14 protein-coding genes are annotated in these 17,072 nt (G+C 66.9%); 7 read left to right on the top strand and 7 right to left on the bottom strand.

Annotated elements, in window-relative coordinates:
- Positions 1 to 39: 39 nt before the first annotated feature.
- A complete protein-coding gene (locus F6J85_RS06305; protein WP_191906769.1) occupies positions 40 to 2,220 on the bottom strand; it encodes a family 16 glycosylhydrolase in 2,181 nt (726 codons plus the stop codon).
- Between the two features lie 372 nt (positions 2,221 to 2,592).
- Positions 2,593 to 3,264, bottom strand: coding sequence for an SDR family oxidoreductase (locus F6J85_RS06300; RefSeq protein WP_150924285.1), 672 nt, complete (start codon positions 3,262 to 3,264; stop codon positions 2,593 to 2,595).
- A 91-nt stretch (positions 3,265 to 3,355) separates the two neighbouring features.
- On the opposite strand from F6J85_RS06300, the gene F6J85_RS06295 reads away from it, so the two are divergent.
- Complete coding sequence (locus F6J85_RS06295) at positions 3,356 to 4,288, top strand: AraC family transcriptional regulator (RefSeq protein ID WP_150924284.1); 933 nt, start codon at positions 3,356 to 3,358, stop codon at positions 4,286 to 4,288.
- 207 nt (positions 4,289 to 4,495) lie between these two features.
- On the opposite strand, the gene F6J85_RS06290 is transcribed toward F6J85_RS06295, so the two are convergent.
- Genes F6J85_RS06290 through F6J85_RS06280 form a run of 3 tightly spaced genes read right to left on the bottom strand, consistent with a single transcriptional unit; the run spans position 4,496 to position 8,753 of the window.
- Positions 4,496 to 5,497: a Gfo/Idh/MocA family protein gene (locus F6J85_RS06290; RefSeq protein ID WP_150924283.1), complete on the bottom strand. Its 1,002-nt coding sequence runs from the start codon at positions 5,495 to 5,497 to the stop codon at positions 4,496 to 4,498.
- The gene (locus tag F6J85_RS06285; protein ID WP_150924282.1) at positions 5,497 to 6,549 is read right to left on the bottom strand and encodes a zinc-dependent alcohol dehydrogenase; all 1,053 of its coding nucleotides are present in this window, start codon (positions 6,547 to 6,549) and stop codon (positions 5,497 to 5,499) included. Before F6J85_RS06285 ends, F6J85_RS06290 begins: the two co-directional genes overlap by 1 nt.
- A 2-nt stretch (positions 6,550 to 6,551) precedes the next feature.
- Positions 6,552 to 8,753, bottom strand: a complete 2,202-nt coding sequence (locus F6J85_RS06280; protein ID WP_150924281.1) for an alpha-galactosidase — start codon at positions 8,751 to 8,753, stop codon at positions 6,552 to 6,554.
- A gap of 132 nt (positions 8,754 to 8,885) precedes the next feature.
- Here F6J85_RS06280 and F6J85_RS06275 point away from each other — a divergent pair, with 132 nt between their 5' ends.
- The 5 genes from F6J85_RS06275 (at position 8,886) to F6J85_RS06255 (ending at position 14,623) form a co-directional block, all read left to right on the top strand.
- The gene (locus F6J85_RS06275; protein WP_150924280.1) at positions 8,886 to 10,079 is read left to right on the top strand and encodes an ROK family transcriptional regulator; all 1,194 of its coding nucleotides are present in this window, start codon (positions 8,886 to 8,888) and stop codon (positions 10,077 to 10,079) included.
- Between the two features lie 88 nt (positions 10,080 to 10,167).
- On the top strand, positions 10,168 to 11,436 hold the full coding sequence (locus F6J85_RS06270) for an ABC transporter substrate-binding protein (protein ID WP_191906768.1): 1,269 nt from the start codon (positions 10,168 to 10,170) through the stop codon (positions 11,434 to 11,436).
- A complete protein-coding gene (locus F6J85_RS06265; protein WP_150924278.1) occupies positions 11,433 to 12,428 on the top strand; it encodes a carbohydrate ABC transporter permease in 996 nt (331 codons plus the stop codon). The genes F6J85_RS06270 and F6J85_RS06265 overlap by 4 nt, the downstream gene beginning before the upstream one ends.
- A complete protein-coding gene (locus F6J85_RS06260; protein WP_150924277.1) occupies positions 12,425 to 13,276 on the top strand; it encodes a carbohydrate ABC transporter permease in 852 nt (283 codons plus the stop codon). The genes F6J85_RS06265 and F6J85_RS06260 overlap by 4 nt, the downstream gene beginning before the upstream one ends.
- A 36-nt stretch (positions 13,277 to 13,312) precedes the next feature.
- A complete protein-coding gene (locus F6J85_RS06255; protein ID WP_150924276.1) occupies positions 13,313 to 14,623 on the top strand; it encodes an ADP-ribosylglycohydrolase family protein in 1,311 nt (436 codons plus the stop codon).
- A 643-nt stretch (positions 14,624 to 15,266) separates the two neighbouring features.
- Here F6J85_RS06255 and F6J85_RS06250 read toward each other — a convergent pair.
- Complete coding sequence (locus F6J85_RS06250) at positions 15,267 to 15,503, bottom strand: hypothetical protein (protein WP_150924275.1); 237 nt, start codon at positions 15,501 to 15,503, stop codon at positions 15,267 to 15,269.
- A gap of 48 nt (positions 15,504 to 15,551) precedes the next feature.
- On the opposite strand from F6J85_RS06250, the gene F6J85_RS06245 reads away from it, so the two are divergent.
- Entirely contained in the window at positions 15,552 to 15,740 is a 189-nt protein-coding gene (locus tag F6J85_RS06245; RefSeq protein WP_275094063.1) for an SDR family oxidoreductase, read from the top strand.
- Between the two features lie 27 nt (positions 15,741 to 15,767).
- Here the strand turns inward: F6J85_RS06245 and F6J85_RS06240 are convergent, their stop codons facing one another.
- Entirely contained in the window at positions 15,768 to 16,829 is a 1,062-nt protein-coding gene (locus tag F6J85_RS06240; protein ID WP_191906767.1) for an extracellular catalytic domain type 1 short-chain-length polyhydroxyalkanoate depolymerase, read from the bottom strand.
- Positions 16,830 to 17,072: the final 243 nt, after the last annotated feature.

Below are 17,072 nucleotides of genomic sequence, written 5' to 3'. Positions count from 1 at the left end.
TGGGACGCGGCGCAGGCGTGATCACCGCGGTGGCGGCGATCAGTTGAGCGTGAAAACGACCGTCTGGCTGTTCCCGGCGACGTCGAGGATCACGAGCGAGTTGACCCCGGCGATCGCACCGAACACACCGGGCTCGATGAAGTTCAGGTCTGACCACGTATTGTCTGACAGGTCCTTGACGGTGCCGTTGAGCTCGATGCGATCGAGCTTCCGCGCGTCATGGAGTTTGAAGCTCACAAGGTCGTAGCCATCGCCGGTCTGCACGGTGAAACCGTCGCCGATCTTGACCACCGCCGTTGGCGGCGTCGAGTCCGCCACGAAGTCGAACATCCCCGTTCGAGAGACGTTCCCCGCGGTGTCATGCGCGTTGAACCTGACCGTGTACTCGCCGTCAGGCAACGTCACCGAGGCCGTGTGCGTGGCCGAGACAGCACCATCGACGGCTGATTGCGTGCTTCGCACGAGTGATCCGGCACGGTACACGTTTGCGACGATCCTGCTCAGCCCCCGATCGTCCGAGGCATCGACTCGGAGGTCGATACCGCGCAGCGGACCCGCCGACGTCGGCGTGACGAGCGTCGCCTCGGGTCGCACCTCGTCAGGCACCGGCGACTGCTCGTCCCACGCCCGGACGTAGTCGACCGCGAGCACACTCGGCACCTTCGGGTCGCGCGCATTAGAAGCCGCGAGGTTCAGGATGAGGTACTGGCGGTCGGTCGTGCCGAGATAGTGCGTGGCGAGATAGACCCCGTCGTAGTAGAAGTCGATGTTGCCGTCCGTACGCCAGTGCGCACCGTAGACGTGCCAGGCGTCGGGTGCGACGTCGAGGCACGCTCGTTCGTCGATGTCGGGGCCGTGCACGCTCGCGCAGGCCTGACCGGCCAGGCCCTCCATCACGTCGATCTCGCCCGTATGCGGCCAGTTGTGGCTCTCGCCGTTGAGCCAGAACGCTGGCCAGTTGGCGATGCCGTGCGGGGCCTGCTCGGTACGCATGCGAGCCTCGACGAAACTGCCCGGTCCGACCGCGAACTTCTTCCAGCTCTGGATCATGGCGCCCGCGTAGTCGTATTCGAACGATGTGCCGCGGCGCTCGCACTCGGTCGCACGCTCGACGAAGTGGAGCTCGAGTGATCCGTCCCGGATCTGGATGTTGTCGGGGTCGTAGCACTGGATCTCCGTGCCGACGTTGACGGGCGTCGTCATCTCGCCGTCCACGCCGTCCACCCACCCGCGGTTCCAGACGCTCGCGTCCAGCGTCGGCGCGTCGAAGCCGTCGTCGAGCAGGACCGAGGTCATCGACCCGGCGACCTCGGGGGGTGCAAGCGGATGCGGCTCACCGGCTCCGCCGCCGGGCGGGCACTCGAGGGGGGTCACGTCGAAGACCCACTCTGTCTGCGCACCAGGCGTCACCGAATATCCGGGCGTTGCTTCCGCTGTCACCGTGAGCTCATTCCCGGTGCGTGCCTGCGTGTACGAGACGCCCTCGATGTCGGGGATCACGATCTGCGGTTCGATGCCGCAGGCCGAGGCCTGCCGGATCGGCGTGGCGGGCACGACGCCGCGTACGGTGTCCCATGCCCGCACGTAATCGATCGCGAAAGTGCTCGGCGCGACCACACGATTCGGCCACGCCGCAACGTTCAGGATCGGATACATCGGATCGGTGGTACCGAGCGCGAAGCTCGCCGTCGGCGCACCGTTGTAGTAGATGTCCACGGTCCCGTCGACCTTCCAGTGCGCGCCGACTGTGTGCCAGGCATCCAGCTCGAGCGCCGCACACCGCTTCTCGCTGGCGCCGTCGGCTCGTGTGACCGAGGCACAAGCTCCGCCGGGTTCACCCTTCATAAGCACCACGGTGCCGTTGCTCGGCCAATTCAGGCTGCGTCCCTGCATCCAGACCGTCGGCTCGTTCTCGATCGACCCCGTGCCGCCCGGCAGGAACACACGCGCCTCGAGAAAGCTGCCCGGCCGGACGGTGAACTTGCCGTAAGAGGTGATCATGCCCCCGGCATAGGCGCGCGCGACGCCGCCGCAGGCGAGGCTCTTCTCGGTGAGGTCGAGCGCGACTTCACCTCCCCCGACGGTGACGTTCTCCGGGTGGTAGCACTGCACCTGCCCGGCGTTCACCGGAGCGGTCACGTCCGCGCCGTTGCCGAACCACCCCTTCGTCCAGACCGTCGTGTCCAGCGCGGCGCCGTCGAAACCGTCGTCGAGCAGCACCCCTGTCACCTGGTCAGCTACTCCGGCCGGTGCTGTGGGGACAGGCGGAGCACCGGGCTCCTCCCCCGACGCGGGTGTCGCGCTCAGCGTGGCAGCAAGCACGGCGCAGGCGGCGAACGCGGCCAGCAGTGGTCGTTGGCGTCTCATTCGGGACGTTTCCTTTCGCGTCATTGCGCGACGGGATCCCTCATGAGCCCGCCGGAACGGAGCACGACATCGGACGCCGTCGCAATATGCCGCCGGAGGTCCTGCCACCGTACGCGAGGAGGTTAACCGGTTTACCGCCGTGTCGTCAACGGGGACCACCGGCCCTCCGACTTCGTCTTGTCCCGGTGACGAGGAAGGGCGACGTCCAGGCAGTGCGCAACCGTCTCAGGCGGCGAGCGCAGCCTTGGCATCGATGGTGTCCTGATCGGCGAGCACCTCGCGTGCACCCGCCTCGAGTCCGTCCAGTGCCGCGGTCACCACGTCGGCCGGGTCGTTCTTGGGGATGTCCCAGCCGGCCATCATGTCCGTTTCGGTCGCGCTCAGGTAGAGGCCGGTGACCTGCGTGCCCTGCCCGGCCAGCTCCAGGCGGATGCCGTTGGTCATGCTCCACGACGCGGCCTTCGACGCCGAGTAAGCGTTGGCACCTGCGACCGACAGCCACGACAGGCGCGAGTTCACGTTCAGGATGCCGCCGCCGCCGTTCCGGGCCAGGATGGGCGCGAACGCGCGGATCATCGCCAGCGGGCCGAAGAAGTTCGTCTCGAACTCCGTCCTGATCGTGGCCAGATCCCCGGTGACGAGATCGGTTCCGGTGGAGACGCCGGCGTTGTTGACCAGGAGGGTCAGATCGGTGGCGACGGCGGCGACGCGGGCCACCGAGTCGGGATCGGTGATGTCCAGCGCGAGCGGGATCGCGCCCGGCGCGTCGATGCTCTGCGGGTTCCTCGCGGCCGCGTACACCTTCGTCGCCCCTCTCTCCAGCAGGTGCTGGACGAAGTGCCGGCCGATGCCGCGGTTGCCGCCGGTCACGAGTGCCACGCTTCCTTCAATGTTCATGTAACTAACGTATGAGGCTCGTTTGCGCGTCACAATGACAGACTCGCTCAGATCCATACCAGTAACACTCACCTGCTAGCGTTGAGGAACCATGGATGCCCTATCAGAGCTCATCGACACCCAGGGGGTTCGCGGCGTGCTCGGCGCGCTCATCACCGCCGGCGACGACTGGGGCTGGTGGTCGACCGAGACGCCGGGTGCAGCGTTTCATGCGGTGACGTCCGGCACGGTGTGGATCGCCCCGGAGGGTGGTGATCCGGTGCAGCTCCTGCCCGGCGATCTGCTCCTGCTTCCCAGCGGCGGTGCGCATGCCCTCGCGAGCGATCCGCACGCACTCTCGCGAACATCGCCGAAGCGCTCCGACGACCCGGCGATGGTTGCGGACGGGACGGTTCGGATGGGGCGGAGTCCGGCACGGACGCACATCCTCTGTGCGCATTTCACCCACGATCCCATCACCTCGGCCCCTCTGCTCGCGGCGCTGCCGCCGGTCCTGCTGCTTCGCGGGCACGGCGATGACCAGGGGCTCGCCGAGACGGTCCGGCTGGTCGGGCGCGAGCTGGCCGCACCACGACCGGGAAGCCCGGTCGTGCTGGCTCGCCTGGTCGACGTGCTGCTGATCCAGGCATTGCGCGCGTGGTTGGAGAGTGAGGACGAGCGCACCGCGTCCCCGCTGCACGCGGTCCGCGATCCCGCGGTCAGCACGGCGATGGCACTGATAGACGCCGCCCCGGGCGATGCCTGGACGGTCACGAGCCTCGCGAGAGAGGCCGCGGTGTCCCGCGCGACACTGGCGCGCCGCTTCCCCGCCGTCGTGGGCGAGACGCCGGCCGCGTACCTCACCCGCCGCCGGCTCGACCTCGCCGCACGTCGCCTTCGCGATACAGACGACACCCTCGAGGCGATCGCACAGCACGTCGGTTACACGTCGGTCTATGCGTTCAGCCGCGCATTCCGCCGGGAACGCGGCGTTGCACCCGGCCGGTTCCGCGCCGCTGCACGCGCCGGCATCCTCGCTTCATGAACCGCATCGCCGAATGCGCTGTGCCGCCGTCGGAGCACGCCACGGCACCCCGGTCCTCGTGGGGACTAGAAGGCGCCCGCACCCGAGGATCCGTCCAGCCTCGTGTTCATTGACGATCAGGACATCAGCCTGCGCGACCGACTTCGTCGGCACGTCGACAACGGGCGCGAGGTCAGCAGAAAACCTGGGGGTAGGTCTGAAATCACGTCACTCCCCCTGATACCGAAGACCGATGGTCTCCCTGACCGCGTCCATCGTCCCCATGATCGCCACCGATTCGGCGGGCATGATCAGCGGGCTTCCCGGAAGACCTTCGCGGACGAGCCGCTCCATCTCGGCGGCCTCGAACTGCATCCCACGCCCCGATACCGGAGCGTCGTACACCTCCAGGAGGTCATTCCGCTCGTCGTAGAGCGACACCGTCGTCGGCGCGTACCAGGTGTCGGCCAGTTCGAGGCGTCCCTTCGTCCCGACGATGGTTGCGCGATTCGACCCCCGCGCTTCCAGCGAGGAGAAGGACGTCGAGATCGCGCCTCCCCGGTGGGTGAGGGTCGTCGCAACCGACGCGTCGACACCGGTTCGGGTGAGCGTGGCGCGCGCAGCGATATCGACGGGAACCCCGAGGATGTCGTGCGCGAACGAGATGGGGTAGATGCCGAGGTCGAGGAGGGCACCACCGGCGAGCGCTGGATTGTTGAGTCGGTGGCTGTCGTCACGAGGCAGACTCTGGGCGTGATCGGCATGAAGATGCCGGATGTCACCGAGTCGGCCCGCCGCGATGGTGTCGCGCACATGAGCCATGTGAGGCAGAAATCGCGTCCACATGGCCTCGAGGACCACGAGCCCCTTTCGGGCAGCCAGCTCGGTGACCGCGCTCGCTTCGGCCTGGGTGAGCGTGAACGACTTCTCGACGAGGACATGCTTGCCGTGCTCGAGAGCGAGCGTGGCATTCTGCGCGTGAAAATTGTGCGGAGTGGCGACGTAGATGACGTCGATCCCCGGGTCGGCGGCCAGCTCTTCGTAGGATCCGTACGCGCGGGGAATGCCGTATCTCGCCGCGAAGGCCTCGGCGGACGGGAGCGAACGCGATCCGACCGCCGTCACGCGATGCCCATGCGTGAGGAGGTCTCGCGTGAGTGCGCCGGCGATTCCCCCGGTGGCGAGGATGCCCCAGCCGAGGGCACCGTCGGAGCGCGGGAACGGCTCCATCACTCGCCTGCCGCCGGCCGGTAGTCCAGCACCACCTGAAGCGCGCTCTCGGGTGACGTGTCGAGCATTTCAAAGGCCGCGGGAGCGTCTTCCGCCGGGAGCGTGTGCGTGATGAGTGACGTCAGGTCGAGACGCCCCTCGCGCGCGAGCTCGAGCGCGGTGGTCGACATCCGCAGCTCGTTCCAGCGGTGCTGCAGAGCGGGTGCCACGCCCGATATCTGAGACCCGACGATCGATATGCGGTTGTGGTGGAACTCCTCGCCGAGCCGCACCGGGGTCGCACTGCCCTGGAAGAAGCCTCCGACGACGACCCGGGAACTGTACGCCGCCGTGCGGACTGCCTCCTGCAACGCGTGGTAGCTGCCGCTCATCTCGATCACGACGTCCGCCCCGCGATTGCCCGTGACCTCACGGACCCTTTCGGCCACGTTGTCAGCCGCGGGGTCCAGCGTGAGCGAGGCGCCGAGGCGTTCGGCCAGTTCCCGGCGACCCGGGATGAGGTCGACGCTGATGACCCCCGCCCCGTTGAGGCGGGCGAGCTGAGCCACGATCTGTCCGGGAACGCCCGCCCCGAAGACGACGACCGTCTCGCCGACGTGGATGTCCGCGTCGAGCACGGCGTTCAGCCCGATCGCCCCGATCTTCGCGAAGATCCCGACGACGGGGTCGAGCCCGTCCGGCATGACACGTTCCATAACCCACTGTGCGGGGCGGACCGCTGAGGAGCGGTGGCCCCACGTGCCCCACACGAGGGCACCGATCAGCCCGGGGTCGACCCCCTCGCCGACCTCCGTGACCGTCCCGACCTCTTCGTAGCCCCATGCGTCCAGGGGGTAGGCGTGCGTCGAGTCGCCCGGCACGAACAGCCGGCGTTCCGCGTCCCACTCGCTGCTGAGATACGGGTTGCTTCCGCGATACGCCGTGAGCTCTGTGCCCGCAGAGATGCCGGAGTAGAGAGTCTCGAGGCGGATGTCGCCCGCGCCGAGCGGGGCTTCTTCGAAGTCGACGACCTCGGCCACTCGTGGCGAGGTGAAACGAACCAACCGTCCCATGTTCACTTCCTTTCAACGGTGCGGGATGCGGGAGCGCCGGTGCCGTCAATGGCGACGAGGCGGAACAGGAGCGCCTGCTCGGGATACAGCATGGGGCCCTGGAGGCCGATGGTTCGGAGGACCGCGCCCGAGACGGTCGCGGGGGCGCTCCACCAGGATGGCGGTCCGCCCGCCACACGGGTGAGCGCGGAGGCGGAGAGCTCGATCGGCTCGATGCGGTAGAACGCTTCGTCGCGGAGGCCGGGGATCCGGATGCGGCCGGGGTGCACGCCTGCCGTCGTGCCGAGCGCGACGAACGAGATGAGAGCCCGGTCGCGGTCGGGCGAGACGTAGCCGTGCGCCCAGTACGCATCGTCCGGATAATCGCTGTGTACCGCGGTGCCGGTGTGGATGAGGTGGCGCTCGGACTTGTAGAGCTCGACCCACGCCGCCAGCTCCTCGAGTTCCGACGGGGACGCGTCCCGCAGGTCCCACTCGATGCCGAAGTGACCGAACACCGCCGTGGCCGCGCGGAAGGCAAGCGAATGCGTGCGGTGGGTCGTATGCGCAGTCGGCGCGCCGACGTGCGAGCCGACGAGCTCCGGAGGCAGGAGGAGCCCCGTCCAGCGCTGGATCTGCTGGCGCTCGAGGGCATCGATGCAGTCGCTCGCCCACACGCGTTGCGTGCGTTCGAGAACGCCCAGGTCGACGCGGCCGCCTCCGGAGGAGCACGACTCGATCTCGAGCGCGGGGTGCCTCCTGTGCAGCTCGTCCATCAGCGCGTAGGTCGCCAGCGTCTGCGCGTGCACCCGCGGAGCGCCCGTCGCTCGGTCGCCGGCTTCGACGAGATCGCGGTTGTGATCCCACTTGATGTAATCGATGGAGTACTCCTCGATGAGCGAGCTCATCGACTCGAGGATGTAGTCGAGCGCCTCGGGGATGGTGAGGTTGAGCACCTGCTGCGAGCGCCCGGTGATCGGCAGCCGCTCCCCCGGCGCGAGGATCCACTCGGGATGAGCGCGAGCGACATCCGAATCTTCGTTGACCATCTCGGGCTCGAACCACAGGCCGAACTGCATTCCGAGCGAGCGCACGACGTCGACGAGAGGACCCAGTCCGTCGGGCCACACGTCGCGGGCGACCTGCCAGTCGCCGAGACCGGCACGATCGTGGCGGCGGTGGGTGAACCAGCCGTCGTCGAGGACGAAGCGCTCGACACCCACTCGGGCCGCGAGCTCGGCGAGTTGCGTGAGAGAGGGCAGGTCCTGATCGAAATACACCGCTTCCCATGTGTTGAGGACGACGGGTCGAGGAGACGCGGGATGCGATGCCCTGCCGCGGAGGTGGTCATGGAATGCCTGGGCGATCCGGTCGAGCCCTTCCCCATAGGCGCCGTAGACGAACGGCGACGAGTAGGACGCGCCCGGCCCGAGAATCATTTCTCCCGGCAGCAGGAGTTCGCCGGCGCCGAGAACCCGAGCGCCGGTGAGGCCGAGTTCCGCAAACGTCGCGTGGTTGCCGCTCCACGCGGTATGGACTGCCCACACCTCCCCCGAGCGGAAGCCGAAGCCGGGTGTCCCGGCCGCCAGGAGGATGCTGGCGTCGGACCCGGTGCGACCCCGCCGACCTTCACGGAGATGCGTTCCGGCGACGAAGGGATGCCTTTGCGGTGTGCGCTCGCGGAGGTGGCGCCCGGTGAAGTCGAGAATCTCGACTGCTTCGGCGGGAATGGGGAGGACCACCCGCAGGGCGTCGACGCAGTAGTCGCTCTCCTGCGCGGTGTTGGTCACTCTGGCGGCGACGCGGATCAGTCCCGACGGCAACATCTCGATCGTGGTGGTGAGCAGCAGCTGTGCAGCGGGGTCCTCCGCGTCCACCACAAGGCTCCGCACGCCATCGCGCGAGTCGTCGAGGCGCCAGGATTGGAGTTCGAAGGCCGAGGAGAAGCTCGTTCCGTTCCGATGGCCCTCGAGACCCGGGGTTCCCATCCATCCCGCAGACTGCTCCGGAAGCACGCTCGGCGACTTGCGCACCTCCAGCAGATCGGCACCGCCCTGCGTGTCACCGAGAGAGGCGAGGAAGGCGGCGTCGTCGGGGACGGTTGCGAACGACGGCCCCCAGTGCAGGATTCGCGGCACCCCGCCGGACACGTCGACCACAAGCGCCGTATCGCTTGCTTCGAGGATGACCGACCCGGCTGCCTCCTCCGCCCTCGGTACGCTCATCCGAACTCCTTTGTCACACTTTCATATTTCGAACTGAAACTAATAAAGTCAAGCATGGCACAGATATCGCACACGCTTTCGGTCACCCTCGACCGTCCTCGCGACGCCTTTCAGAGTCGGAAAGGGTGACCGATGGGAACCTATGAAACGGAATCCGGCGCGGCGCTGTCGGCGTCATCCAAGGCCGTCGCCATCGAGGTGCTCGTGCACGGCGCCGAGTCCCGCGCGCGCCTCGCACAGCGCATGGGGCTGTCGCCGGCGACCCTCACGCGACTTGTTCGCCCGTTGGTGGAGGCAGGCGTTCTGGTCGAATCCGACGCCGTCCGCACACCCGGGCGAGGACGCTCCTTCCTCCCGCTGGACGTCGCTCCCGGGAAGTACCGGTTCATCGGACTGAAACTCACTGAGCAAACCATCTACGCAGTCGTCACGGATGTTCGCTCACGCGTTCTCGCGCAGGAGTCCGTACCCTTGCACTCTCTCCGAGTCGCCGATGTCGTCGCCTCCGTCGAGCAGGTCGTCTCGGGCCTCCGGGCGCGCAGCCCGCAGCAGGTGACTGCGGTGGGCCTCACAGTGGGTGGGACGGTCGAGGCGGGCGAAGTCGTCGCCGACTCCCCCTTCCTGCACTGGCACGACGTTCCGCTCCGCTCCCTCGTCAGCGAGGCGCTCGGGCTCCCGGTGCACATGGACAACGACGTCGTGGGGCTCACCCAGGCTCAGCATTGGTTCGGTCATGGCAGGGGGTACTCGAGCTTCGCCCTGCTGACCGTCGGGGCGGGAGTGGGATACGGGCTCGTCATCAACGACGTCATGGTTCCGACCATGGTCAACCCGGTGAGCCACTACCCGGTGGATCCGCTGGGGCCGCTGTGTCCTCTCGGTCATCGCGGGTGCATGACAGCCCTGCTGTCGTCGGGAGCGATCACCACCGCAGTCTCGGTGGCCCATGGCCGCTCCATCGACTACGACGAAGTCCTGGACATGGCGCAAGCCGGCGATGCGGCGGCCACGCGGGTGGTTCGCGATGCGGGTCGGGCGCTCGGTCGCGCCGCATCAGCGATCACCGCGCTCACAGGGGTGAGCCGGATCATCCTGTCCGGTGAGGGAGTGCACCTGGTCGATGTCGCCAGCTCCAGCGTCGAGGAGGGGCGAACGGAGTACGACCCCGATGGGGCGATGCGCGCTGAGCTCATCGTCCGCCCTATGGACTTCATCGAGTGGGCTCGGGGCGCAGCCGTGATCGCGATCCAAGAGGAGTTTCCGGGCACTGCCGGCTCAGCAGAATCCGCATCGACCGACCCGGAGGCGGCGCGCTCTCTCGAGTAGACATCAGCTGTTACCTTGACAGTTCTCGTTTCATGCTGAAATTATGTCGGTGGCTGTTACACGACTTTCAGCGTTAGGAAGCGCAACGATGCATACCTTCTCTCTCAGGACGCCGGCTGTCATTGCAACCGCCGCCGGGGTGCTGATCCTCGCCGGTTGCACCGGTGGAGGCACCGGCTCCGATGCGGACGACGACACACTGCGGTATCTCGTTGAGCAGCCCGAAGATCCCGCGGCGTTGCAGGCGCTGGAAGATCACATCGCGGAGTTCTCGGAAGCGAGCGGTATCGACATCGAGGTCGAAGCCATGCCGTTCGACACCCTTCGTACGGTCCTGCAGACGCAGCTTCAGTCCGGCGAAGGACCTGATGTCTTCAACTGGGGCTCGGGCCCAGGATTCGGCGGGGCGTTCGCGGAGGCGGGCCTGCTCTACGACCTCACCGACGCCTACGCCGAGTACGACTGGCCCTTCTACGACTTCGCCAAGGAGCGCGTCACCTTCGAGGACACCCTCTATGGCATCCCCGGAGAGATGGAGACCCTCGGGCTCTTCTACAACGCGGATCTCTTCGCCGAGCACGGCATCGCGCCTCCGGAGGACCTCGCCGGGTTGGAGGCCGCCTCGAAGAAGCTCGCGGATGCGGGCATCGTTCCGATCGCCGCCAGCAACCAGGAAGGGTGGCAGGGCGGGCACCTGCTGAGCATGGCGCTCTCGAGCCGCGTCGGGTCGACGGGAATGGACGCGCTGGTCAGTGGCGAAGCCTCGTGGGATTCCCCTGACGTGGTCGCCTCCCTTCAGCTGTGGCAGGACTACCTGGAGCAGGGCTACCTTCCGGAATTCCCGACCTCGCTCAGCTACGACGGCGCGAATGCCCTGTTCTACTCCGGGGATGCGGCCATGGTTCCGACCGGAAGCTGGCTCACCTTCGAGATCGACGACAACGCAGACTTCGAAGTCGGCTACATCCCCTTCCCCGCTGAGGATGGCCCCGGAATCTTCGCGGGCGGACTCGGCTCAGGTCCGATGATCTCCGCGAGCACGACGAAACTCGATTCTGCCCTCGAGCTCGTGGACTACCTTGCATCGCCGGAGCACGCGCGGTGGATGGTGGAGAACCTGAACGTCATCCCGCCCCAGCCGATCGCCGCAGACGTCGACGTGTCGCCGCTCTTTCATCAGGTGCTCGATGACACCGCGAAGTTCTCCGATGGCACGGGCGACTTCGGTTACAACATCGACGTGCTGACCACGGATGAGTTCAACGAGGCCATGCTCGACGGCGTCGCTGCGATCCTCTCCGGTCAGATGAGCGCCGAAGAGGTCGCCGCTCAGATGCAGGCTGCGGCGCAGCAGTGACCGTCGGGATCGCGGTCGGCGCCTCGGCTCTCGCCGACGGGCCTGACCCGGCGACCAAGAAGAGAAGGCGCTCGACCCGGATCGTGCTCGACACGCCGCGCGCGACCAGGCGGGCGCAGACCCGCCTGGGGTTGCTGCTCGTCGCGCCGGTGATGATCCTGGTCCTGCTCTTCTTCCTCGTGCCCCTCGGAAACGCCATCTACTACGCGTTCGTGGACTTCAACGGGGTGAACCCGAACCCCGAGTTCGTCGGGCTCGCCAACTTCATCGAGCTGTTTCAGGATCCGAACCTCTGGCCGGCGTTGAAGAACAACGCCATCTGGATCATCATCGGAACGATCGCGCCGCTGGTGATCGGGCTCGCTCTCGCGCTTCTCATGTGGAACGTCGGGCGGGGCGGCGTCCTCTACCGAGTCGCGTTCTTCCTCCCGTACGTCCTCCCGCAGGTGGCCGTAGGCGTGGTGTGGAGCTGGATCTATGACCCGGTGCGCGGCTGGCTCAATCAAGCGCTCGATGCGGTAGGGCTGTCCTTCCTCCGGACGGGGTGGCTCGGCAACCCGGATACAGCTCTGTTCGCGGTGCTCGCCACCGCCATCTGGGCGACATCGGGTTTCGTCTTCGTCATCTTGCTCGCCGCGCTGCGGAACGTGGACATCGAGCTGGTCGACGCGTCCCGGCTCGACGGGGCGAACACCATCCAACGACTCTGGTACATCATCCTTCCGCAGATCATGCCGGTGTTCCTGATGGTCACGACGATCACTCTCGTCGGCGGGTTCAGCGTCTTCGACATCATCTTCGTCATGACCGGGGGCGGTCCGGCGGGTGCGACCGATGTGCTCGGCACGCTCGCCTACAGCGAGGCATTCCAGCTCAACCGCATCAGCTACGGCACGACCATCGCACTCGTGATGACGGTCCTCGCGGTCCCGTTCGCGGTCTGGTTGAACCGACTCCAACGACGAGTTTCTCTGCAGGGAACGGGCGCATGACCATCAACGACAACCCGACCTCTCCGCGCGTGAGAGCGTGGCGCGTGGGCAGGCACACCGTTCTCATCGTGCTCTCGCTGTTCGCGATCTTCCCGATCATCCTCACGATCTCGACGGCTTTCAAAACGGACGCCGACGTGACGGTGAATCCCTTCGGGTTGTTCTCGTCGTTCTCCTTCGAGAACGTCGTGGTCGCCTGGACGGACGGCAATTTCGGCGACTACGTGCTGAACAGCTTCCTCCTGTCGGTACCCAGCACGATCCTGGTGGTCGTCGTCTCGACGATGGCGGGATACGCCTTCGCCCGGCTGCCCTTCCCCGGGCGCGGCATCGCGTTCTACCTGGTGATGCTGGGGCTGCTGGTGCCGTTCTTCACCTACATGATCCCGCTCTACTTCCAGCTCAGGGGGATGGGTCTTCTCGACACGCTCCCCGGCGTCAACCTGGTGCTCACCACCACGGGGCTCGCCTTCGGGACGTTCTTCATGAGGGCGTTCTTCTCCGATCTGCCGACCGAGTTGGAACAGGCTGCGCGCATCGACGGGGCCTCCGAGTGGCAGATCTTCTGGAGGATCATGGTCCCGCTGGTCTCAGCGGGAGCCGGTGCACTCGCGGTTTTCACCTTCCTCCAGAACTGGAACAACTTCCTCGTTCCCCTGCTCTACGTTCCCGGCGGGGAGTTCCGCCCGCTCACGACGGGGCTGTATCTGTTCCTCGGCGGCCGGTCGATCGACATCGGGCCGCTCGCGGCGGGCACCCTCATCACGATCATTCCGGTGATCGTCGTGTTCATCCTGTTGCAGAAGCAGGTCACTCAAGGTTTCCTCTCCGGTGCGGTCAAGGGCTGATCCGCTCCGTTCCCCCTCGACCCGAAAGCGACGCGCATGCACGACGTCCTCGATCCCCGCGACTATGTCCCCGACGAGGCCGAGCAACTGCGATTGAGCGGATTCGAGATCGGCGACATCGAACAGGACGCCGCGGACGCCGCTCTGCGGGGAGATGTGGCCCTGCTCCTCTCCCTGGAAGAGAAGATGCGAAGTCTCGAACGGACGCAGGGTTGGCGGTACCGCGAGCCGGAGGACCTCGCGTCGCTGGAGGCGTTGTTCGCCGCGATGCCGCGAAAATCGGTCGATGCCGCGCAACTGCCGTCTCGCATCCGCGGCGCTTGGCTCGGTCGAACCGTCGGAAACACACTGGGTAAGCCGATGGAGGGGCTGACGCGCGCCGAGCTGGAGATCTACTTGAGGGCCGCCGACCAATGGCCGCAGCGTGGGTATGTCCCACTGCTGGATCCGCTGCCCGAGGGGGTGGAGAAGCTCCACCCCTCTGCGAAGACGGCGTCGGCGGGGCTCTTCGAAGACGTGCCGCGCGACGACGACATCGACTGGACCATTCTGGGGCTCCATCTTCTGGAGACGTACGGGCGCGAACTCACCACGGAGCAGGTCGCGGCCGAGTGGCTAGACCGCGTGCCCTTCAGTCAGACCTACACGGCGGAGCGAGCGGCGTACCGCAACCTCATCCACGGTGTGACCCCGCCGGACACGGCAACTCGGAGCAACCCCTACCGGGAGTGGATCGGTGCACTCATCCGGGCCGATGCTTTCGGTCTCACCAACCCCGGCGATCCCGGTGCAGCGGCCAGACTCGCGCTCATCGATGCCCGCCTGACGCATACCGCGAACGGTCTGTACGGTGAGCTCTGGGCGGCGGCTCTGGTGGCAGCAGCGCTGACGTCGACGAGCGCCGAGGACGCCCTCCGCCACGCGGCAGCCGTCGTGCCGCCGGAGTCCCGGCTCGCGGAGGCGCTGGATGGCGTGTTTCACCTGCTGGGGTCCGGCGCGGGCCACGTGGCCGCACTCGATTGGGTGGACGAGACTCTCGGCGAGTATCCGTGGGTACACACCATCAACAACGCCGCCCTCATCGCGATCGGTCTCCTATGGGGCCACGATTTCATGAGCTCCGTGGGCATCACGATCTCGGGCGGGCGAGACACGGATTCCAACGGTGCAACGGTGGGGTGCGTCTTCGGCGCTCTTCACGGGGCGGGAGGAATTCCCACCGCACTCGTCGGAACGACTCACGTGCGTGTCCGGAGCGCGGTACGAGACTTCGATCGCGTGACGATCGACGAACTCGCACAGCGCACTCTCGCTGTCACCGAAGCGCTCGCGTCGACGGAGCGCTGACTCGAGTGCACGCGGAGCCCGGCACGGCGATGGCGAGCTTGAATTCGTCACCCTCGGGCGTCTTGCTGCGCCGGGTGCCCCGGCAGTCCAGTAACGGACGGCGGGCTGTCGCACCACGAACATGCGAACTATTCCCACCAAGAAACGGAGGAAGACAACGAGAAGGGCACCGGCTCGAAGCCAGTGCCCTTCTCGTTGTTTCGGCTGTCTTGCAATCAGTATTACCAACAGTCCGACCCGACCGTGGGCTGTTGGCAGAACCTGTCCCGTTGCGGATCGCGCGAGCTCTCGTTTCCGCGTTTCCTGTAACGCTGCCTCGGTTTTCCTGGAACGCCATCGCCAGTCTCGGGACTTGACCCTTCAAACACAAAAAGGCGATAGCCGTTCGAGTGCCCCATGCTCAGGGCGAGAGCGAGGGCGTGCTCTCAAGGCAAGTGGCGAGCCGTCTCGTACCCTGCGCCGAAGCGTCGCCGGCCGGGAACGGACCGCGACGGCGGCAAGTGGACTGTCGTGTGCGAGAAGCGCAGCACCCTCGTCAACGTCGCCCCCTCGCCGCGGCCGGGATCTTCCGGCGGTCGCGGAACTTCCCACCGACGTCGACAACGCCCGCCGACTGAGGTCGGCGGGCGTTTTCTGTGCCTGGCTACTGGTGCAGCGACGAGCGTGGGACGGTGGACGCTTCCCGCTTCTCCTTGTCGTTGCCGTGCCAGATGTAGGCGATGATGCCGAGCACCGCGGCCGGTGCGATGGCGCACAAGCCCATGAACCCTAGCCCTGCCGCGAGCCCGTCAGCTGCGAACACAGGGCCCGCGGCCGTCCCGATGACCAGGATGGTGACGGTGGCCGCGAGCAGCTGCCGGTTGCGATGCTTGAGGGTCATGTCAATCCACCTCCGGGGTGAGAGACCGGTCGGCACACTCCGGGGTGGATCGACACGGCGTCCGCATCGGATCGCGAACGGCGTATGGGCGCGGCCACCCCCGTCGGCCGATCCGGCACCGCAGACGAGGTGGGACACGTGATCGCCTTCCTCGCCGGCGAAGGCGCGTCCTACATCACCGGTCAGCTCATCACGGTGGACGGCGCCAACTCGATCAGCGAAGAGCGCGGTCGATGACATCCGCATCACAGGATCGGGGATCCGTCATCCATCTCCGGCTGCCGCTGCATCATGGAGCTGCGCGAAGGCCCAGGCGATCCGCGTCACGTCGGGTCCTCCCGTATCGGTGAAGAGCCCCCTGCTGTGCGGGTGGGACCACGCGTGCCCGAGTCTGTCCGCGAAGACGTACTCGACGAGGGCGCGTCCCTCCGCCGTCCGCAACGTGGTGTGCTCGTACCCGTACTGCGTCGCCATCGGCGGATGCTGCACAGTTTCGGAGACGAGCGCGAGACTGTCATTGAGCAGCCCGTCGTCGATCAGGTCGTGCAGCGCGACCCAGTGATCGACGAGCCGTTCTCCCACGATCGTCGGCACGACGTCATCCTGTCCCCCCTGCACAACCAGCAGCGGAAGGGGCCGGGCTCGATCACCCATCTGCGCCCACGCCTGACGCGCCGTCGCACTCGGAGGGGTCGAGTCCGGATCGTCGGGATCGACTTGATTCAGGCCGTACTCACCCCCGGCCACCGATGTGACGGTGGCGAAGACGTCCGGATATGTGGCGGCGAGGATCACGGCCGCACCGGCGCCCGACGACGCACCCGAAACATGCACGCGATCAGCGTCGGCACCGAACGTGGAGACCACCTCACGTGCGACGCCCGCCAACAGCGCCGGCTCGCCCGACCCGCGCACCTGGTTGCGGGGGTCTGACGAGTTCCAGCAGTTGATGGCGCTCTCGAAGGGGCGCTGCGTCGGATACACGACGATGAAGCCTTCACGGTCGGCGAGCGCGTTGAACCGCGTCGCGTCCTTCATCGAGTTCCACCCGAACCCGGTCATCCCGCAGCCGTGCAGCGCCATCATCACCGGCAGTTCCGCTGACCCATCGTGTTGCGGCGGAAGGTGCACCTGGTAGTGCTGGCGGGCGCCGTCCGACGAGACGTGAACGTGGTTGCTGTCGTTCGCTCCGCTCCACCAAGGGAGCCCGAACTGGAAGACGAGACTGAGCGCGACGGCGGTGAGGGCCAGTGCTGCTGCGGAGAGGCCGACGATCCGCGGCCATCTGCGCCGGCGCCGGACGCGGGCCTGGAGAGATTCCGTCATGATCGCATTCCCCTCACGTGGTGCATGCTCTGGGCTCCGAGTGAAAACCATGGCCTCACCACAGGGTCAAGCAGGGCTCCTCCAGTCCTCCACATCCGTCAACGGGGCAGAATCGAGCATGATGTGATCGGAGGCCGGCCCGAGGTCCATCGGCAGCGCCCACCGTTTGCGGGAGTTGACCGCGTCCAGGCAGACGCGGTCGCGACGGCGCCCGAAGCGGCTGATGGTCCGCGAGCCGAGCCG

It is taken from the genome of Microbacterium lushaniae (genome assembly GCF_008727775.1).
GTDB classification, from domain to species: domain Bacteria; phylum Actinomycetota; class Actinomycetes; order Actinomycetales; family Microbacteriaceae; genus Microbacterium; species Microbacterium lushaniae.
The sequence above is the reverse complement of the archived record's forward strand: the minus strand, read 5'-3'. Positions and strand labels throughout refer to the sequence as shown.